The sequence below is a fragment of the Stenotrophomonas sp. PS02297 genome (assembly GCF_029959705.1).
In the GTDB taxonomy this organism is placed as follows: domain Bacteria; phylum Pseudomonadota; class Gammaproteobacteria; order Xanthomonadales; family Xanthomonadaceae; genus Stenotrophomonas; species Stenotrophomonas nitritireducens.
In genome coordinates this window covers 1-17,741 of record NZ_JASCOS010000075.1, presented here as the reverse complement: position 1 = coordinate 17,741, position 17,741 = coordinate 1, and the positions used below count along the sequence as shown (strand labels likewise).

Here is a 17,741-nt window from a genome sequence, read left to right as displayed (position 1 = left end):
GCGTGAGCGGGGGCTGGTAATTTTTATAAAAACCCCGGGCGGCCCCGGGGGGGGCGCGCCCCGCCAGGATCAGGCCGCAGCGGCCTGGGCCTTGGTCGCTTCCTTGTACAGGTTGCGAACCTTGTCGGTCAGCTGGGCGCCGTTGGCGACCCACTTGTCGACGGCGGCGATGTCCAGCACCACGCGCTGCTCGGCGCCCTGGGCGACCGGGTTGTAGTAGCCGACGCGCTCGATGTTGCGGCCGTCGCGGGCGCTGCGGACGTCGGTGACGATGATGTGGTAGAACGGACGCTTCTTGGCGCCGCCGCGGGTCAGTCGGATCTTGACCATGGTGGTTTTTCCTTTGTAGCCCAGTCGCCAGGATGGCGCGGTAAGCCGGCGATTATAGCCGCGCCCCCGGCCCATTCCAAGCCCGGCTCCCGGCCTGCCTGAACAGGCCGCTTCAGAGCGGCTGCCAGGGCTCCAGCGCCAGCGCCTGCCGCAACCGTTCCAGCAGCGCCTGCGAGTCCGCGAACCGGCAGTCGCCGATGCGCGCCAGCGGCCACAGCCCGGTGGCGTTGCAGGCCACCGCACCGGAGAAACCCGGCAAGGTTTCCAGCGGGACCTCCCGCCATGCCTGCGCCAGCCCCTGCCGTTCCAGCCCGGCGGCCAGCAGCTGTTCGGCGGTGCCGCGCAGCGCTTCGGCCCGCGGCCACACCACGCCGTCGCCGGCAAGGAAGGCGATGTTCCAGGTGCTGCCCTCGCCCACCCGCCCGGCCGCATCGACGAACAGCGCATCGTCGAAGCCCTGGCGCATGGCCAGGCGCCGGTACTGGAACAGCGGGAAGGTGCCGACATGCTTGAGCTGCGGCAGCTCACGCTGGTAGCGCACCGGCAGGACCGCGCGGGCACCGGCCGGCATCACCGCCGGCGCGGCGACGCCGATCAGCACGTCCACCGGCACCGCGCGCAGCGGCTGGCGGAAATCGAAGGCGCGCGAGAACACGGTGATGCGCACCGAGGCGTCGGCCATGCCGCACCCGGCCAGCGCCTGCCGCAGCCAGCCCAGCAGCCGCGCCTCGTCCAGTTCCGCGTCGAACAGTTCGCACGTGCCCTGCTGCAGGCGCCGCATGTGCAGGGCCCAGCCCTGCACCGCGCCGCCGCGCACCTGCAACGAAGTGAAGTGCCCGTAATTGACCAGCGCCGCGCCGACCAGCGCCGCATCGACAGGTTCTCCATTGCAGGACAGATGGCTCACAGCAGCGCCTGCGCCTGCTGCCATATCGCCTGCACGATGGCGGCGGCCGGCCCGCGCCGCGCCATCCAGGCCGACTGCCCGGCCCAGGCCTGCATGGCCTCCAGTCGGTCGTCGGCCTGCGCCTGGCGGCGCATGCCGGCAGTGAGCCCGCGCTGCACCGGGTAGGGCTGCGGCCGGGGCGCATCGACCGCTTCGGCTGCGCGTACATAGGCGGTCTCCAGCGCACGGCCGAGCCGGCCGCTGAAAACGCGGGTGGCGCGGGTATGTTCCGGTTCCGCCGCGGGCAGGGCCTGCTTCCAGGCGTCGGGAACCGTGGATTCGTCGCTGGCGAGGAAGGCCGTGCCCACCTGCACCGCGCTGGCGCCCAGCAGCAGGGCGGCGACCACACCGCGACCGTCGGCGATGCCGCCGGCCGCGATCACCGGTATATCCAGCCGGTCGGCCAGGCGCGGCAGCAGGGCGAACAGGCCGCTCATCTGCGCTTCGGCGCGCGCGGCCTCGAACGCGCCGCGGTGACCGCCGGCCTCCATGCCCTGCGCGACTACCGCATCGGCGCCGGCCGCCTGCGCCTGCAGCGCTTCGTCCAGGGTGGTGGCGCAGGCGAACCAGGCGATGCCGGCAGCCTTCAGGCGCCGCGCCTGTTCCCCGGAAAACACGCCCATGATGGTCGAGGCCACGGCGGGCCGCGCCGCGACCAGGGCGTCGAACTGCGCATCGAAATCGGCCGGACCGGCATCGCCGGCGCTGGCCGGCACCGGTGGCCCCCAGTGTTCAAGGAAGGCGCGGGTCGCTGCCTCGGCCGCCGCGTCGCGCGCCGGTGCCGGGTCGGGCACCCAGACATTGACCTGGGCCGGCGCGTCCGACTGCCGGCGGAAATCGTCCATCCATTGCCCGATCTGTTCCGGCGTGGACAGCACCGCGCCCATCGCGCCCATGCCACCGGCATTGGCGACGGCCGCGGACAGGGCCACCGGGCAGGCGCCGGCCATCGGCGCCAGCAGGATCGGCAGGCGCAGGCCGAAGCGGCTGCGGAAATCGTCCACACGCTGGCGGATGAGCGGATTCATCGTGGGCTCGCTCCCGGAAAGGGGGAGCCCATTGTTGCCGGTCCGGGGCCGGATTGCGCAGGCCCGCGCCTCAGCGGAACGGCAGGCCGCCCTTGCCGCCCATGGCGCCGAGCATGCCCTTCATGTTGCGCAGCATGCCCTTCATGCCGCCGCCAGCGAGCTTGCCCATCATCTTTTCCATCTGCATGTACTGCTTCATCAGCTTGTTGACGTCGGCCGGCTGGGTGCCGGAGCCGCGCGCGATGCGGGCGCGGCGCGAGCCGTTGAGCAGGCCCGGGTTACGGCGCTCCTTCTTGGTCATCGAGTTGATGATGGCGATCATGCGCGGCACTTCCTTGCTCTGGCTGACCTGCTGCTTCAGGTGCTCGGGCACCTGGCCCAGGCCCGGCAGCTTGTCCATCAGGCCGCCGATGCCGCCCATGTTCTGCATCTGCTCCAGCTGGTCGCGCATGTCGTTCAGGTCGAACTTCTTGCCCTTGGCGACCTTCTCGGCCAGCTTCTGCGCCTTGTCCTTGTCGACCTGCTGCTCGACCTGCTCCACCAGCGACAGCACGTCGCCCATGTCCAGGATGCGGCTGGCCACGCGCTCGGGGTGGAACACATCCAGGCCGTCGACCTTCTCGCCGGTACCGGTGAACTTGATCGGCTTGCCGGTGACGTAGCGCACGCTCAGCGCGGCGCCGCCACGGGCGTCGCCGTCGGTCTTGGTCAGCACCACGCCGGTCAGCGGCAGCGCCTCGCCGAAGGCCTTGGCGGTGTTGGCCGCGTCCTGGCCGGTCATCGAATCGACCACGAACAGGGTTTCGGCCGGGTTGACCGCCGCGTGCAGGGCCTTGATCTCGGCCATCATCGCTTCGTCGATGGCCAGGCGGCCGGCGGTATCGACGATCAGCACGTCGGCAAACGACCTGCGCGCGTCGTCGATGGCAGCGCGGACGATGTCCACCGGCTTCTGCTCGGCCGCCGACGGGAAGAACAGCACGCCGACCTGCTCGGCCAGGGTCTTCAGCTGCTCGATCGCGGCCGGGCGGTAGACGTCCGCCGAAACCACCATCACCTTCTTCTTGCGCTTTTCCTTCAGGTGCTTGGCCAGCTTGCCGACCGTGGTGGTCTTGCCGGCGCCCTGCAGGCCCGCCATCAGGATGATGGCCGGCGCCGGCACGTTGAGATTCAGGTCGCTGGCCTGCGCGCCCATCACCGCGGTGAGTTCGTCGCGCACCACCTTGATCAGCGCCTGGCCCGGGGTCAGCGACTTGAGCACTTCCTGGCCGACCGCGCGCACCTTGATCTTCTCGATCAGCGCCTGCACCACCGGCAGCGCAACGTCGGCCTCCAGCAGCGCGATGCGCACCTCGCGGGTGGCCTCGCGGATGTTCTCCTCGGTCAGGCGGCCACGGCCGCGCAGGCGCTCGATGGTGCCGGAAAGGCGCTGGGTCAGGGACTCGAACATGCGGTGGGACCTGCGGAAGCGTTGGCAAAGAGGCGAATTATAGCGGCCGTGGCCGCTGGCCGCGGCGCCGGCCCGTTCGAACAGGCGGTTCGCACAGGCGACCGGGGCGCCCATCGACGGCGCTCCGCGGCTCCCCTGCGGCGCCACCGGACCGGCAGGCACCCACTGCCTGTCCCGTCAGCCGGTCACCCCGCCATCGCCAGCCACATCCACCACTCCTACAATCGCCCGCGCCTGCACCGGGGGCCTGTCGTGGGTATCGGCAGAGCACCGGGGAGCCGGCCGTTGCGGCCGCGGATGCGGGAAAGCGCCTGCGCGGAAGCGTTGTGGCCTGATCGCGACGGCATGCGGCCCTCGCCATGCAACTGATTCGCGTTACCCAGCCCATATTCGGATGTGACGAGGGGGAACCCGTCCGCATTTCCAGCACCGACAGACTTAACCGGGGATACAGATGAACACCGATCACGAACACCCGAGTCGCCGACACGCCCGCCGCCGCATGCTGGCCGCGTCGATCACGCTGGCCCTGCTGCCCGCGCTGACCGCCAACGCCCAGCAGGATCCGGCCAATCCAATCGACCTCGATCGCATCGTCGTCAGCGCGCCGAACTACGTACCGTCCGGCAGCATGACCGCGACCAAGTCCGATGCGCCGCTGATCGAAACGCCGCAGTCGATCTCGGTGGTCACCCGCGACCAGATCGACCTTCTCGGCTTCACCGACGTGCAGCAGGCGATCCGCTACACCTCGGGCATCGTCGGCGAGAACTACGGACCCGACCTGCGCTACGACTTCCTCACCCTGCGCGGATTCACCCCCAAGCAGTACATCGACGGCCTGCAGGCGCCGATCAGCACCGTCATCTTCAACGTCGGTGTCGATCTGTACGGCTTCCAGGAGGTGGACGTGCTCAAGGGGCCGGCCGCCGTGCTCTACGGCAACAGCCCGCCGGGCGGCATCTACAACCTGACCAGCCGCCGGGCCGAGAGCGTGTTCGGCGGCGAGCTGGGGGTCAAGGTCGGCAGCGAGCGCTACAAGGAGGTCCACGGCACGGTCACCGGACCGCTGGCCGATGGCCTGAGCGCACGCGCGACCCTGCTCTACCGCGACCGCGGTTCGCAGACCGACCACGTCAAGGGCGAACGCACCTACTTCGCCCCGACGTTCACCTGGGACATCAGCGATGACACCAGCCTGACCGGCCTGGCCTACTACCAGAAGGACGACAACAGCGGCGACACCAATGGCTTCCTGCCGGCGCACGGCACCCGGCTGGGCAATCCCAACGGCGTGATCCCGCGCGGGCGCAATCTGGGCGAGCCGGACTACAACACCTACGACCGGACCCAGAAGGCGGTCGGCTGGGATCTGCGCCATGCCTTCAACGACCACGTGAGCTTCCAGCAGAACGCCAAGTGGTACGACTACAAGGAGTTCCAGAAAGTCGTCTACTCCACCGGCCTGCGCGCGGACATGCGCACCGTCGACCGCGCGAGCTATCCCTACGCCGAAGACGTGGATGGCTTCGCGGTGGACAACCGTTTCAGCTGGAAGCTTGGTGGCGGGGCCGTGCAGCATGCGCTGTTGGCGGGCTTCGACTACCGCGACCTGAAGAACCACGCCCGCTTCGGCTTCGCCGCCGCACCGCCGCTGGATGCGTTCAACCCGGTCTATGGCGCTGCGCCGATCATCACTCCCGAGCTGAGTTCCGTTTTCAACGACCAGCGCGTGAAACAGGCCGGCGTGTATCTGCAGGACCAGCTCAAGGCCGGCCGCTGGGTGGTCACCCTCAGTGGCCGCTATGACGACGTCAGGCTGCGCAACCACCAGAGCGGGACCACCACCCGGCAGGACCACTTCAGCTACCGCGCCGGCGTGAACTACATGTTCGACAGCGGCTGGGCGCCCTACCTCAGCTATGCCACCTCGTTCGAGCCGGTGCTCGGCACCGATTCGGTGACCGGAAAGTCGTTCAAGCCCAGCAGCAGTACCCAGGTCGAGGCCGGCATGAAGTACGACGCCCGCAACCTGCCGGACGGAGTGCGGCTGTTCGCGACCGCCGCACTGTTCCGCATCGAGCAGGACAACCTGGTGAACGTGCAGTCGGGGCAGACGCCGATGTTCGGGCGCCAGCTCGGCGAGGTACAGGCGCAGGGTGGCGAGCTGGAAGTGGTGGCGCGCATCTACGACCGCTGGAGCGTCAATGCGTCCTACAGCTATACCGACACGGAGGTGGTGCGCGATGCCGGCGGCTTCGCCACCGGCGATCCGTTGCCGACCACGCCCCGCCACAAGCTGACCGGCCTGGTCGACTACACCCTCCAGGAAGGCAATCTGGCCGGCCTGGGCTTCGGCCTCGGCGGCCGCCACCTCAGCGCGTCGGCCGGCAGCCTGCTCGAGCAGTGGAACGCGCAGGTGATCCATACCAAACCGTCCACCCTGTGGGATGCGATCGTCCACTACAACCGCGATCAGTGGCGCCTGGCGCTGAACGTGACCAACCTGTTCGATAGTTTTGTCAAGCAGAATTCTCAAACGGCTTGATCGCCGGAAAGCCAGTCCCCATGCGGGTTTAGCGCCCGTGTCTCGCTGCCCAAGATGCCCTGCCAGTCTGGTCTAGGAGCCGGATAAGAGCCAGGGGAAAGAACGTCGCCAGACAAGCATAGTGCGTTCGGGCGTAGCAACTTTCCCATCTTGCTAGATCACTGATAGACCGACGCTGCGACTCAACGCTTCGCAGCTTTCCTTGCGCTCGCTGTACCGATCCACCAGATATGGCACCACGTCGCGCGTGAGCAGCGTGAACTTCATCAGTTCTTCCATCACGTCCACCACGCGGTCGTAGTAGGCTGAGGGCTTCATGCGTCCGGCCTCGTCGAACTCCTGGTACGCCTTGGCGACCGAGGACTGGTTCGGGATGGTCAGCATCCGCATCCAGCGGCCCAGCACACGCATTTGGTTGACGGCGTTGAACGACTGCGAGCCGCCCGATACCTGCATCACCGCCAGCGTCTTGCCCTGGGTCGGGCGCACCGCGCCGACCGACAGCGGAATCCAGTCGATCTGGGTCTTCATCAGGCCGGTCATCGCGCCGTGGCGCTCCGGCGAACTCCACACCATGCCCTCGGCCCATTGCACCAGTTCGTGCAGTTCCTTGACCTTCGAGTGATCGGCCGGCGCATCGTCCACCAGAGGCAGCCCGGACGGATTGAACAATCGGGTCTCGCCGCCCAGCGCCCGCAAGATGCGGGCGGCTTCTTCGGCTGCGAGGCGGCTGAACGAGCGTTCGCGCAGTGAACCATAGAGCAGCAGGAAGCGCGGCGCGTGCGTGGCCCGTGCCGGCGCGAACAGGTGTTCGGTGTCCGGTTGCTGGAACAGCGCCGTGTCGATGTTCGGCAGGTCGAGACGGGATTCAGACACGCTGCCCCCTAGCATCCACCACCGGCTCGCCGTCTTCCTTGTTGAACGCGCCGCGTTGCGGCTGCGGCAGGATGTCCAGCACCGTTTCCGAAGGTCGGCACAGCTTCGTGCCCAGCGGCGTGACTACGATGGGCCGGTTCATCAGGATCGGATGCTGCCCGATGGCATCGAGCAACTGCTCATCCGTCCATTTCAGATCGGCCAAACCCAACTCCGCGTAGGGCGTGCCTTTCTCGCGCAGCACATCGCGCACACGCAGGCCAGCGTGGGCCAGCAGCTTGACCAGCGTTTCCCGCGTCGGTGGCGTCTTGAGGTACTCGATGACCGTGGGTTCTTCGCCGCTGTTGCGAATCAGGGCCAGCACGTTGCGGGACGTGCCGCAGTTCGGGTTGTGATAGATCGTGATATGGCTCATGAGTTTTCTCTCAGTTCGTGGTGTGACCGCGTTCGTACCAGCCGCGCGAGCGGTTGACCACGCGCACCACCAGCAGCATCACCGGCACTTCGATCAGCACGCCGACTACGGTGGCCAGCGCCGCGCCGGAATGGAAGCCGAATAGGCTGATGGCCGCAGCCACGGCCAGCTCGAAGAAGTTGCTCGCGCCGATCAGCGCCGAAGGGCCGGCGACGCAATGTTTCTCGCCTGTCTTGCGGTTGAGCCAATAGGCCAGGCCGGAGTTGAAGAACACTTGAATCAGAATCGGCACCGCCAGCATGGCGATGACCAGCGGCTGACGCAGGATGGCCTGGCCCTGGAAAGCAAACAGCAGAACCAGCGTCAGCAGCAGTGCGGCGATGGACAGCGGGCCAATGCGTTCAAGGGCGCGGTCGAACGCGGCCTGGCCCCGGCGCAGCAGCGCCCGCCGCCAGAGCTGCGCGACGATGACCGGGATGACGATGTAAAGCAGCACCGAGATCAGCAGCGTGTCCCACGGTACGCTGATGGCCGACAGGCCCAGCAGCAGGCCGACGATGGGCGCGAAGGCGAACACCATGATGGTGTCGTTGAGCGCGACTTGCGAGAGCGTGAATACCGGGTCGCCGCCGGTCAGCCGGCTCCAGACAAATACCATTGCCGTGCAGGGCGCAGCAGCCAGCAGGATCAGGCCGGCCACGTAGCTGTCCAGTTGCTCGGCAGGCAGCCATTGAGCGAAGACGTGGCGGATGAAGATCCACGCCAGCAGCGCCATCGAAAACGGTTTGACTGCCCAGTTAACGAACAGGGTGACGCCGATGCCGCGCCAGTGCCGCTTGACCTGGCCGAGCGCGCCGAAGTCCACCTTGAGCAGCATTGGGATCACCATGACCCAGATCAGCACGCCGACCGGCAGATTGACCTGGGCGACTTCCATGCTGCCGATGGCCTGGAACATGCCGGGCGCGAACTGGCCGAGTGCGATGCCGGCGACGATGCATAGCAGCACCCATACGGTCAGGTATCGCTCGAACACGCTCATGGCAGGTGCGGCCAGCGCGCGGCCGGTGGAGGCACGGACGGTCATGACAGCCTCACTTGCGGCCAATGTCGTGCAGCTCGCGCTGCAAGGACATGGCATCGAGGCGCTGGAGCGGCAGCGACAGGAACAGTTCGATGCGCCGGCGCAGCGTGATGGCCGCGTCCATGAACGCCTTGCGCTGCTGTTCTTCGGTGCCTTCGACGGCGGCAGGGTCAGGCACGCCCCAATGCGCCGAGACGGGCTTGCCCGGCCACAGCGGACAGGCTTCGCCGGCGGCGTTGTCGCAGACGGTGAAGATGAAGTCGAACACTGGCGCGTCGGGCTTCACGAACTCGTCCCAGCTCTTGCTGCGGTAGCCGGTTGTCGGCAGGCGCAGCCGCTCCAGCGTGGCAAGCGCCAGCGGATGAACCTCGCCCCTTGGGTGACTGCCGGCGGAATAGGCGTGGAAGCGACCTTGGCCTAGCTCGTTGAGCAAGCCTTCGGCAAGGATGGAGCGGGCAGAGTTGCCCGTGCAGATAAACAAGGCGTTGTAGGTGGTCATAGCGTCAGCAGTTGCAGTTAGGGGATTCAGAAACCTCGCAGACGCCACCCTGGCAGCAATGCTCGGTCAGGTAGCCGATCAGCCCGTTCATGTGGCCGTACTCGGCGCGGTAGATCAGGTTTCGGCCTTGCTGCTCGATGGACACGAGGCCGGCATGGGCCAGTTCCTTCAAGTGGAAGGACAAGGTATTGCGGGCCACGTCGAGCTGGTCGGCGAGGACGCTGGGTGTGAGTCCTTCCGGCCCGGCGATGACCAGGGCGCGAAAGACGCGCAGGCGTTGCGTGTGGGCCAGGGCGCTCAGGGCAGAAACGGCTTGATCTTCGTTCATAATTCTATGATACAACAATCATTGAATCAATAAAAGGAAAATGGAGAACAAGGCTTGGTGGCGTCCCGGCGTTCCGCCGTCGGGTGTGCGGGCTGCGCCCCGCGCTTCGTGCCGAATCGCGGCCATCCGGCTTTTCCCCCTGACGCCTTCGGCCCTCGGCCGCCGCTATGGAAATTTCCCCGACAGTGTCTGGGAAATCTTCCCCGACGCTTTTGCTCCACGGGCCTGCGCACTCCGCTTGCCCCAAAAGCCGACTTTGTGCAGTGGGCGGGGTGTAGGCGGTCTTGCTGTCTCCTTCACCGTATCACGTCGTTCTCGCTGTCAAAGGCGGCGCGCGCCATGCGCGCTTGCGTCCTGGCGGCCGTCTCCGACCTTCTGACAGCTTGCGCTGCGCCGTGCTGGCCACGGTTCCGGGCAATTCCGCCCGAGCAACCGGAGCACGATCATGTCGCAACTGTCCTTTTCCTCGTTCGATGACGCTTTGCTGGTGCGTGACTCTCACGGGCGCTATGCCCTGGCGTCTGCGGATCAGATTCTGGAAGCCGCGCGCCTGGTCATTGACCAGAAGATGCGGCGCGGTACTTCGTTCACTTCACCGGCGACCGTCAAGGAGTACCTGTTTGCCAAGCTGTCCGGCTTCGAGCATGAGGTGTTCGCGGTGCTGTTCATGGACACGCAGCATCGGCTGATCGAATACAGGGAGATGTTCCACGGCACGATCGACTCGGCCGAAGTGCATCCGCGTGAAGTGGTCAAGGAGGCGCTTCGGCTCAACGCGGCGGCGCTGGTCATCAGCCACAACCACCCGAGCGGGAATCCCGAGCCAAGTGCAGCCGACAGGGTGCTGACGAAGCGGCTTCGGGAGGCGTTGTCGATGGTGGATGTGCGCGTACTGGATCACATCATCGTCGGCGGCACGAAAACGACATCATTTGCCGAACGTGGCCTGATCTGATCCTGGGGGCTTCGGCCCCCTTTTTTGCTGCGTCCACTGGCCGCTCAGGCCATTGCCCGCAACCATGCCAGCAAGTCTGCCTGCGGGCCGTCGGGCTGCAAGGGCTGCGGCGACAGCAGGCAGTAGCGCGAACCGTCCTCGACAAAGCCCAGCGGCGCAGTCAGCACACCGCTGTCAAGGTCGTCGCGCACCAGGTGCCACGGGCCAATCGCCACGCCCAGGCCGGCCACGGCCGCCTGCAAGCTGAAATAGAAGTGCTCGAAGGTCTGTCCCGGTGCGTCCGGCACGGGCTGGCCTGCGGCAATCGCCCATTCCGACCATGCGCCCGGCCGCGTGCGCGTGTGCAGGCGTGGTGCGCCGGCCTTGAGCGCAGCGCCAGCCTTCTTCGTGGTGAACCAGGCCGCCACCTTGTCGGGGCGGCAGACCGGGCCGACTTTTTCCGCGAACAGGGGTTCGGCGTGGTAGCCCTCGGGCCAGGGGAAGTCGTCGCGGCGGATCGCCAGGTCGATGCCGCTGGCAAAGGAAAACGGCCCGCCGCCGGCGACCAGATGTACGTCGATCCCCGGATACCGGGCCTGGAAATCCGGCCAGCGCGGGATCAGCCAGCGCATCAGCAGCGTCGGCTCGCACGACAGCACCCAGCGCCGGCCCTGGCGGGCGCTGGCGCGCAGCTCGCCGACGGCCTGCCGCATCAGATCCAGCCCATTGCCCACGGCCCGCGCGAGCGTGCGGCCGGCATCGGTCAGGAACACGCGCCGGCTGCGCCGCTCGAACAGGGCCACGCCCAGCTCGTCTTCGAGCAGGCGCACGGCGCGGCTGACCGCGCCGTGGGTCAGGTGCAGTTCGTTGGCCGCGTGGCTGAAATTCTCCAGCCGGGCCGCCGCCTCGAAGCAGCGCAGCGCGAGCAGCGAAGGCAGGCGCGCATCGTTCGATGGTGAATCAGGCTCACCATTCTTGTCAGAAATCATCGTTATTCACTGGGCCTTTTTGTCGATAGCATCGTGCTAATAGGTTGCTTTTCGACAGGATACGCCATGACCGAACTGATAGCTGTCATCACAATCACCTTGCTGGCCGTCATCAGCCCTGGGCCGGACTTTGCGATGGTCACGCGCAACAGCCTGATGCTGTCGCGCCGCGCCGGTGTGCTGACGGCCCTGGGCATCGGCCTGGGCGTGCTTGTGCATGTCACCTATACGCTGGTGGGCGTGGGCCTGCTGATCCAGCAGTCGTTGTGGCTGTTCAATGCCATCAAGCTGGTCGGTGCCGTCTATCTGATCTATCTCGGCGTGAAGATGCTGCGGGCCAAGCCTGCCGGCGGGCTGGCTGACAGCACCGTGGCGCCGCTGTCGGATGCGGCGGCGCTGCGCACCGGCTTCCTGACCAATGCGCTGAATCCAAAGACCACGGTGTTCATCGTCAGCCTGTTCATGCAGGTGGTGCGGCCGGACACGCCGCTGGCAGTGCAGATCGGCTATGGCGCGTTCATCTCGGTGGCGCACATGGCCTGGTTCAGCCTGGTGGCCTTGTGCTTCTCCGCTGGTGCCGTGCGTGACCGGCTGCTGGCCGTGCGCCACTGGATAGACCGCGCCTTCGGTGGGCTGCTGGTCGGCTTTGGCGTTTTGCTGGCGGTAGCGCGCGGATCGCGCTGATCGTCTGGGATTTCCGAGACAGTGTTTCGGAAATTCAGCATGCCAAGGTTTGTGCACGACGTAGGGCGGTCTTGCTGTCCCCTTCACCGTATCACGTCGTTCTCGCCATCAAGGGCTGCGCGTGCGAGCACGCTTGCGGCCCGTGGCCGTCCTTGACCCCTGACGGCTGCGCTGCGTCGTGCTGGCGACGGTTCCGGGCAATTCCGCCCGTGCAACCGGAGATCGTCATGAACGACAAATCGCACGTTTCCCTCGAACAACACGTTTGCCTGGTCTGCGGCGCTCGCTTCGACACCGGCGCCATCCTGCTGGACAAGCGCCTGCGCGCGAGCATGGAGCGCCACACGGCGACAGGCTGGGGCTTGTGCCCTGAACATCAGAAGCTGTCCGACGATGGCTTTGTCGCGCTGGTCGAATGCGATCCGCAGCGCAGCGGTGCTGCGGCGGGCGCCGCTCGCATGAAGCCCGATCAGGCGCATCGGACTGGTCGCCTGGCGCACCTGAAACGCGAGGTGTTCGCCGATGTGTTCAATGTGCCGATCGAGGACAAGCAGCCATGCGTGTTCGTTGAACCCGGCGTGATCGAGCAATTGCAGGCGATGACCGCGCACTGATCGCGCGGCATTGATCCGGCGCGTTGTCCTTCGGGATGACGCGCTATTTTTTTGCTGCGTCCGCGTCCATTGCGCCTTCATGCAACGCTGCCTCGAAAAAGCCAGATGGTGTCTGGCGAATCTGCCATGCCGATGTGCATGGAGGGAGAGGCGGTCTTGCTGTTCCCTTCATCGTGCCACAGCGTTCGCGCCGTCAAGGGCTGCGCGCCGATGGCGCTTGCGTCCTGGCGGCCGTCTGCGACCCCTGACTGCTTGCGCTGCGCCGTGCCCCGGAAGGGTCGGGCAAATCCGCCCGGCAACCTTTCAGGAGTTCATGCCATGAGCAGCCATCACGATTGGGTCATCGAAGTTTCCGCGCAGCACGATGCGCGCAAGCCGTTCGCGCCGGAGAACGGCCAGCCGCTGCGCTTCAAGATCGGCGATGCGGTGATCTACACCAACGACTTCGGCGTGCAGTTCCATCGCCGCGTCACCGGGTTCTATCGGCCTGCCGGGCCTTGCGGGCTGTACGCGCTCGGCCGACGCTACTTCATCAATTCGACCTCGCCCTGGATGCCGGTCGCGGAATCCAGCCTGCGCCCTGACGACGCGGGTTGATGCCTTCGCGCCCCTGACGGGGCGCTGCGCGCTTCGCTTGCGCTCCAGGGGAAGGCCATGCGGCCATCCCCGCCGCGCTGCGCTTGGCGCCCCTCAATGCAGCCGAACCGGCTCGCGCCGGATCGGCACTGTACGGTGTCAGTCGTACATCCTGTCCGGGCGCTCTCGCCGTTCTCCGCGCTCGTTGGCTTCCAGCCAGTCGAACAGCGCGTCAATGTCGTGATCCAACTGGAACAGCGATGCCTCGGCCATCAGGTGCCAGGTGGCGCATTCATCGGCATGGTGCGCGTTGTTCACCACGGCGTTGAGCTGCTGATGCAGGGCAAGGAGGCGTTTCTTCTCCGCTGCGACTGTCGCGCGGTCGGTCGTCCAGACCATCGAGGGTAGAAAGATGCCTTGGGGTGGCGTGCCGGGCGTTGAAGCATCGGCAGAGGGTGATGTTGTCATGGGAAGCCCAGGAAGTGATGAAGCCCCCACGATAGGCAGCAGCTTGTCTTTACTCCAGTCGAAATTCGCCCAAAAACGCCCCGATTTCGACATCAGCTCCGACAACAACGCAAAGGCGGAATGGGCGTCCCCGGCCAGGAAACATGGCCGGTCGCGCTGTCGTGCTGCGCATCGAGCCTCGCTACGCGAGTCTCGCCCCTGACGGGCTTCCATCGTTCCCTCGCTCCGCTCGGCTGACGCCTACGGCCCGGCTTCCAGCTTCGGGCCTGCGCGCTTCGCTTGCGTGCGGTTCAGCACACCAGGGCGGCCGTTGCCTTGTCCAGCCATCTCTCCTGACTCCATCACCTTGTTCGCGACCGTAGCCCGCTCCCGTGTGCCGTCAAGGCGCGCAGGGCCGTGTCCTCGGCTGCGCCTGCGGGCCGCACCAACCCTGCGCTTGTTTCCTTGACGGCCCCCGTCCGCGCGCTCCTTTGGCCGCGGGCGATGAACTCAGGAAAGACGGTGGCAACAGGGCCAACCGGGTTCCTCGTGCCAACCGCACCGAACAGCCGAAAGGCTGGGCTCCGAATCTAGGAATCCGGTGTGCGGTGTGAACAGCAAACCCTTTTCGTCAGGAGAAAGACCATGCAACTCGCATCCCGTTTCGCTTCCCGCTCCCCTTCGCTGCGCAGCGACTACCCGCTGTCCGATGACCAGATTCACCGCGTGGCCCCGTCCATCTTCGCGGATGCCCCGCACGAAAGCCGCTCGCAGCGGTACGCCTATATCCCCACCGCCGCCGTGCTGGCCGAGCTTCGCAAAGAAGGATTCCAGCCCTTCATGGTGTCGCAAACCCGCGTGCGCGACGAAGGCAAGCGCGAGCACACCAAACACATGCTGCGCCTGCGGCACGCGAGCCAGATCAACGGAGCGGAAGCCAATGAAATCGTGTTGTTGAACTCGCACGATGGCACCAGCAGCTATCAGATGCTGGCCGGCATGTTCCGGTTCGTGTGCAGCAATGGCCTTGTGTGCGGCGACACCGTGGCCGATGTGCGCGTGCCCCACAAAGGCGACGTTTCCGGGCATGTCATCGAAGGCGCTTACGAAGTCTTGCGCGGTTTCGACCGGGTGAAGGATTCCCGCGATGCCATGCGCGCGATCACCTTGGATGAAGGCGAAGCCGAAGTGTTCGCCCGTTCCGCGCTGGCTCTCAAGTACGACCCTACCGACAACAAGCCCGCGCCCATCACCGAATCACAAATCCTGATGCCGCGCCGGTTCGACGACCGCCGCCCGGACTTGTGGAGCGTGTTCAACCGCACCCAAGAAAACCTGACCAAAGGTGGATTGCATGGGCGCAGCGCCAACGGTCGCCGCCAGCAAACCCGCCCGGTGCAGGGCATTGATTCCGATGTGCGCCTCAATCGCGCCCTCTGGATGCTGGCCGATGGCCTGCGCCAGTTGAAAGCCTGATTCCCCACGCGGCAGGGGCAGGCAGCAGCCCTAGCCGCTTTCTTCGCTGCTGCATCCCTGAACCGATAGGAGTTATCACCATGAACGCCATTACCCAAACCGAAGCCCGCGCCATCCAAGCCCCTGCGCTGGAAGCAGCCGACCCGACCAAGAATCTGATTCTGGTTCCGCTGTCGCGGCTGGTGTCGCGCGCGACCGGGCGCAACGTGCGCAAGACCCCGCGCATGTCCATTCCCGAACTGGCCGCATCCATCCAGCGTGTGGGCCTGCTGCAAAACCTGATCGTGATCGCCGCCGCCGATGGCGAGCATTACGAAGTGGTCGCCGGTGGCCGACGCCTCGCCGCGTTGAAGCTGCTGGCGAAGAAGCACCGCATCAGCAAGGAATGGGACGTGCCTTGCCTGCTGGTGGCCGATGGCACCGCCCGCACGGCCAGCCTGACCGAGAACGTGCAGCGCGAAGCCATGCACCCCGCCGACCAGTTCGAGGCATTCGCCGCGCTGGTGGCCGAAGGCCGACCCATCGAGGACATAGCGGCAGATTTCAGCGTGTCCCCGCTGGTGGTGCAGCGCCGCTTGAAGCTGGCGAACGTCTCGCCCCGGCTGCTGGCCGACTACCGCGCCGAAGCCGTGACGCTCGATCAGTTGATGGCCCTTGCCATCACCGACGATCACGCCGCGCAGGAGGCCGCGTTCTACGATGCGCCGACATGGCAGCGCAGCCCGCACAACCTGCGCGACCGCCTGACCGAACGGGAAATCGACGCCTACCGGCATCCGCTGGTGCGTTTCGTCGGGCTGGACGGCTACCAGCAGGCAGGCGGCGGCATCCGCCGCGACCTGTTCGCGGAAGGCGACAAGGGCGTGTATCTGACCGATGCCGCGCTGCTGGAACGGCTGGCGCAAGACAAGCTGGCAGGCATCGCCGCCGAGGTGCAGGCCGAGGGTTGGGCTTGGGTGGATGCCACGCCGAGCATGACCCATGCCGACCTGCAAGCCTTCCAGAGTGCGCCGAGGGAACGCCGCAGCCCGAACAAGCGCGACGCGCAGCGTATCGAGAAGCTGCAAGCCAAGATGCAGGAAGTGGCCGAAGCCGTGGATGCCGCGCTGGACGACGAGGACGAGGAAAAGGCCGATGCCTTGCAGGAGGAAGGCGAGCGCCTGGGCGAGCAGTTGCAGGCGCTGGAAGATGGCTTGCTGGACTATGCGGCCAACGTGAAGGCCGCAGCCGGTGCCATCGTCAGCATCGACCGCGACGGGCAGGCCGTGATTCATCGCGGGCTGCTGCGCGAAGCCGAGGCCAAGGCGCTGCGCACGCTGGAACGGCTGCGCCACGGGTTCGGCAGCGAAGGCGAAGCCGACAACGACGACGAAGGAGAGGAAGCGGACAACGCCCCCAAGACCGCCGCCATGTCCGACCGACTGGCGCAGCGGTTGAGTGCCCACCGTACCGCCGCGCTGCAAATCGAAGTCGCCCGGCATCCGCAAGCCGCGCTGGCCGCCGTGGTACATGGCATGGTGCAGACCGTCTTGCAGGAAAGCTACTACGGCCACGATCTGCCGCTGGGTGTGAGCCTGAAACAGCAAGACCGGCTCGAAAGCCTTGCCTCGGACGTGTCGGAATCGCCTGCCGCCGTGGCGCTGCGCACCTTGCAGGAAGTCGCGGGCGAAGCCTTGCCGGAGGACAGCGCCGAACTGTTCGCCGCGCTGCTGGCGAAGCCGCAAGATGAACTGGTGCGCCTATTGGCCGTGTGCGTGGCGTCCACGGTGGACGTGGTGACGCCCCGCGCTACGCCGCACCAGCCCGGCGCAGAACTGGCGCAAGCGGTGGGGCTGGACATGGCGGCATGGTGGAAGCCGACCGCAGACGGTTACTTCCAGCATGTGCCGAAGGCCGCGATTCTGGAAGCCGTGGAACAGTACGCCCCGGCGCACGTCACCCGGCTGGCGAAGTTGAAGAAGGCCGACATTGCCAGCGAAGCCGAACGGCTGGCCGATGGCACCGGCTGGATGCCCGCCATCTTCTGCGCCGAAGCCCCGCAGCAGGACGCGCAGGAGGTGGTGACGGACGAGGAAGCCGAACAGCCGGAGGAAGTCGCCGCCATGGCGGATGAGCAGCCGCAGGCCGAGGCACTGGCCGCGTGATCTTGCACCACAGATAGCGCCCCGGCTCCGGCCGGGGCGCTTCATGCCGAGGATTCCCCCATGAGCCACGACACCACGAACCGCCCCCGCATGGCCGCGACCTACGCCCCCGGAACGGTACGCGCCCGCCGCTGGCATGGCGATGGCGACGTGCGCGGCTACCGTCCGCCTCGCGGCTGGACGGCGCGCGCCGACCTGACAGACCTGCATCCCATCACGGGCCGCGCCTTGCCGCGTGCCGTGTGGTGGATCATCGAAACCAAAGAATAGGGAACAGCCCCGGGGGCCCCCCCCGGGGGGGGGGGGGGGGGGGGGGGGCAAAAAAAAAGCGCGGGCGGGGGGGGGGGGCCGGGGGGGCTGGGCCACCCCCCCG

General features: G+C 66.7%; 19 protein-coding genes. 8 read left to right on the top strand and 11 right to left on the bottom strand.

The genetic code is table 11. The features are described 5' to 3' along the window. Window positions 1-69 precede the first annotated feature (69 nt). The 4 genes from rpsP to ffh form a co-directional block, all read right to left on the bottom strand. Entirely contained in the window at window positions 70-330 is a 261-nt protein-coding gene (gene rpsP / locus QMX80_RS13455) for a 30S ribosomal protein S16 (protein ID WP_054664242.1), read from the bottom strand. Between the two features lie 112 nt (window positions 331-442). Then, entirely contained in the window at window positions 443-1,237 is a 795-nt protein-coding gene (locus QMX80_RS13450; protein WP_282277562.1) for an aminotransferase class IV family protein, read from the bottom strand. Beyond that, window positions 1,234-2,304: a nitronate monooxygenase gene (locus QMX80_RS13445; protein ID WP_282277561.1), complete on the bottom strand. Its 1,071-nt coding sequence runs from the start codon at window positions 2,302-2,304 to the stop codon at window positions 1,234-1,236. Before QMX80_RS13445 ends, QMX80_RS13450 begins: the two co-directional genes overlap by 4 nt. A gap of 70 nt (window positions 2,305-2,374) precedes the next feature. Then, entirely contained in the window at window positions 2,375-3,754 is a 1,380-nt protein-coding gene (gene ffh, locus QMX80_RS13440) for a signal recognition particle protein (protein ID WP_055768283.1), read from the bottom strand. A gap of 454 nt (window positions 3,755-4,208) precedes the next feature. On the opposite strand from ffh, the gene QMX80_RS13435 reads away from it, so the two are divergent. Further along, window positions 4,209-6,302 (top strand): TonB-dependent siderophore receptor, encoded by a 2,094-nt coding sequence (locus tag QMX80_RS13435; protein WP_282277560.1) that lies wholly within the window; start codon window positions 4,209-4,211, stop codon window positions 6,300-6,302. A 153-nt stretch (window positions 6,303-6,455) separates the two neighbouring features. Here the strand turns inward: QMX80_RS13435 and arsH are convergent, their stop codons facing one another. The 5 genes from arsH to QMX80_RS13410 are packed head-to-tail and all read right to left on the bottom strand — an operon-like array spanning window position 6,456 to window position 9,504. Then, window positions 6,456-7,178: an arsenical resistance protein ArsH gene (gene arsH, locus QMX80_RS13430; RefSeq protein WP_282277559.1), complete on the bottom strand. Its 723-nt coding sequence runs from the start codon at window positions 7,176-7,178 to the stop codon at window positions 6,456-6,458. Then, on the bottom strand, window positions 7,171-7,593 hold the full coding sequence (gene arsC, locus QMX80_RS13425; RefSeq protein WP_282277558.1) for an arsenate reductase (glutaredoxin): 423 nt from the start codon (window positions 7,591-7,593) through the stop codon (window positions 7,171-7,173). The genes arsH and arsC overlap by 8 nt, the downstream gene beginning before the upstream one ends. A gap of 10 nt (window positions 7,594-7,603) precedes the next feature. Next, complete coding sequence (gene arsB, locus QMX80_RS13420) at window positions 7,604-8,680, bottom strand: ACR3 family arsenite efflux transporter (RefSeq protein ID WP_282277557.1); 1,077 nt, start codon at window positions 8,678-8,680, stop codon at window positions 7,604-7,606. Between the two features lie 7 nt (window positions 8,681-8,687). After that, window positions 8,688-9,176 (bottom strand): arsenate reductase ArsC, encoded by a 489-nt coding sequence (locus tag QMX80_RS13415; protein WP_282277556.1) that lies wholly within the window; start codon window positions 9,174-9,176, stop codon window positions 8,688-8,690. Between the two features lie 4 nt (window positions 9,177-9,180). Next, window positions 9,181-9,504 carry a helix-turn-helix domain-containing protein gene (locus QMX80_RS13410; protein WP_282277555.1) on the bottom strand — a complete coding sequence of 108 codons (324 nt, stop codon included), beginning with the start codon at window positions 9,502-9,504 and terminating at the stop codon, window positions 9,181-9,183. Between the two features lie 445 nt (window positions 9,505-9,949). On the opposite strand from QMX80_RS13410, the gene radC reads away from it, so the two are divergent. Beyond that, window positions 9,950-10,459: a DNA repair protein RadC gene (gene radC / locus QMX80_RS13405; protein WP_282277554.1), complete on the top strand. Its 510-nt coding sequence runs from the start codon at window positions 9,950-9,952 to the stop codon at window positions 10,457-10,459. A 44-nt stretch (window positions 10,460-10,503) separates the two neighbouring features. Here radC and QMX80_RS13400 read toward each other — a convergent pair whose 3' ends face one another. Continuing rightward, window positions 10,504-11,427, bottom strand: coding sequence for a LysR family transcriptional regulator (locus QMX80_RS13400; RefSeq protein ID WP_282277553.1), 924 nt, complete (start codon window positions 11,425-11,427; stop codon window positions 10,504-10,506). Between the two features lie 66 nt (window positions 11,428-11,493). On the opposite strand from QMX80_RS13400, the gene QMX80_RS13395 reads away from it, so the two are divergent. The 3 genes from QMX80_RS13395 (at window position 11,494) to QMX80_RS13385 (ending at window position 13,322) form a co-directional block, all read left to right on the top strand. Next, window positions 11,494-12,111, top strand: a complete 618-nt coding sequence (locus tag QMX80_RS13395) for a LysE family transporter (protein WP_282277552.1) — start codon at window positions 11,494-11,496, stop codon at window positions 12,109-12,111. 227 nt (window positions 12,112-12,338) lie between these two features. Then, on the top strand, window positions 12,339-12,725 hold the full coding sequence (locus QMX80_RS13390) for an ATPase (RefSeq protein ID WP_100441145.1): 387 nt from the start codon (window positions 12,339-12,341) through the stop codon (window positions 12,723-12,725). A gap of 318 nt (window positions 12,726-13,043) precedes the next feature. Beyond that, a complete protein-coding gene (locus tag QMX80_RS13385) occupies window positions 13,044-13,322 on the top strand; it encodes a hypothetical protein (protein ID WP_282277551.1) in 279 nt (92 codons plus the stop codon). Between the two features lie 138 nt (window positions 13,323-13,460). On the opposite strand, the gene QMX80_RS13380 is transcribed toward QMX80_RS13385, so the two are convergent. Then, window positions 13,461-13,874 carry a hypothetical protein gene (locus QMX80_RS13380; RefSeq protein ID WP_282277550.1) on the bottom strand — a complete coding sequence of 138 codons (414 nt, stop codon included), beginning with the start codon at window positions 13,872-13,874 and terminating at the stop codon, window positions 13,461-13,463. A 519-nt stretch (window positions 13,875-14,393) separates the two neighbouring features. On the opposite strand from QMX80_RS13380, the gene QMX80_RS13375 reads away from it, so the two are divergent. From QMX80_RS13375 to QMX80_RS13365, 3 genes are all read left to right on the top strand, one after another. Beyond that, window positions 14,394-15,224, top strand: a complete 831-nt coding sequence (locus QMX80_RS13375) for a DUF932 domain-containing protein (protein WP_282277549.1) — start codon at window positions 14,394-14,396, stop codon at window positions 15,222-15,224. A gap of 80 nt (window positions 15,225-15,304) precedes the next feature. Beyond that, window positions 15,305-17,368 (top strand): ParB/RepB/Spo0J family partition protein, encoded by a 2,064-nt coding sequence (locus tag QMX80_RS13370; protein WP_282277548.1) that lies wholly within the window; start codon window positions 15,305-15,307, stop codon window positions 17,366-17,368. 60 nt (window positions 17,369-17,428) lie between these two features. Beyond that, the gene (locus QMX80_RS13365; protein ID WP_033474825.1) at window positions 17,429-17,638 is read left to right on the top strand and encodes a hypothetical protein; all 210 of its coding nucleotides are present in this window, start codon (window positions 17,429-17,431) and stop codon (window positions 17,636-17,638) included. Window positions 17,639-17,741 lie beyond the last annotated feature (103 nt).

Bases quoted from the DNA above. Each gene is read 5' to 3' on its own strand.
- rpsP (WP_054664242.1), bottom strand. From the start codon at position 330: ATGGTCAAGATCCGACTGACCCGCGGCGGCGCCAAGAAGCGTCCGTTC.
- QMX80_RS13445 (WP_282277561.1), bottom strand. From the start codon at position 2,304: ATGAATCCGCTCATCCGCCAGCGTGTGGACGATTTCCGCAGCCGCTTC.
- ffh (WP_055768283.1), bottom strand. From the start codon at position 3,754: ATGTTCGAGTCCCTGACCCAGCGCCTTTCCGGCACCATCGAGCGCCTG.
- QMX80_RS13435 (WP_282277560.1), top strand. From the start codon at position 4,209: ATGAACACCGATCACGAACACCCGAGTCGCCGACACGCCCGCCGCCGC.
- arsC (WP_282277558.1), bottom strand. From the start codon at position 7,593: ATGAGCCATATCACGATCTATCACAACCCGAACTGCGGCACGTCCCGC.
- arsB (WP_282277557.1), bottom strand. From the start codon at position 8,680: ATGACCGTCCGTGCCTCCACCGGCCGCGCGCTGGCCGCACCTGCCATG.
- QMX80_RS13415 (WP_282277556.1), bottom strand. From the start codon at position 9,176: ATGACCACCTACAACGCCTTGTTTATCTGCACGGGCAACTCTGCCCGC.
- QMX80_RS13410 (WP_282277555.1), bottom strand. From the start codon at position 9,504: ATGAACGAAGATCAAGCCGTTTCTGCCCTGAGCGCCCTGGCCCACACG.
- radC (WP_282277554.1), top strand. From the start codon at position 9,950: ATGTCGCAACTGTCCTTTTCCTCGTTCGATGACGCTTTGCTGGTGCGT.
- QMX80_RS13400 (WP_282277553.1), bottom strand. From the start codon at position 11,427: ATGATTTCTGACAAGAATGGTGAGCCTGATTCACCATCGAACGATGCG.
- QMX80_RS13395 (WP_282277552.1), top strand. From the start codon at position 11,494: ATGACCGAACTGATAGCTGTCATCACAATCACCTTGCTGGCCGTCATC.
- QMX80_RS13390 (WP_100441145.1), top strand. From the start codon at position 12,339: ATGAACGACAAATCGCACGTTTCCCTCGAACAACACGTTTGCCTGGTC.
- QMX80_RS13385 (WP_282277551.1), top strand. From the start codon at position 13,044: ATGAGCAGCCATCACGATTGGGTCATCGAAGTTTCCGCGCAGCACGAT.
- QMX80_RS13375 (WP_282277549.1), top strand. From the start codon at position 14,394: ATGCAACTCGCATCCCGTTTCGCTTCCCGCTCCCCTTCGCTGCGCAGC.
- QMX80_RS13370 (WP_282277548.1), top strand. From the start codon at position 15,305: ATGAACGCCATTACCCAAACCGAAGCCCGCGCCATCCAAGCCCCTGCG.
- QMX80_RS13365 (WP_033474825.1), top strand. From the start codon at position 17,429: ATGAGCCACGACACCACGAACCGCCCCCGCATGGCCGCGACCTACGCC.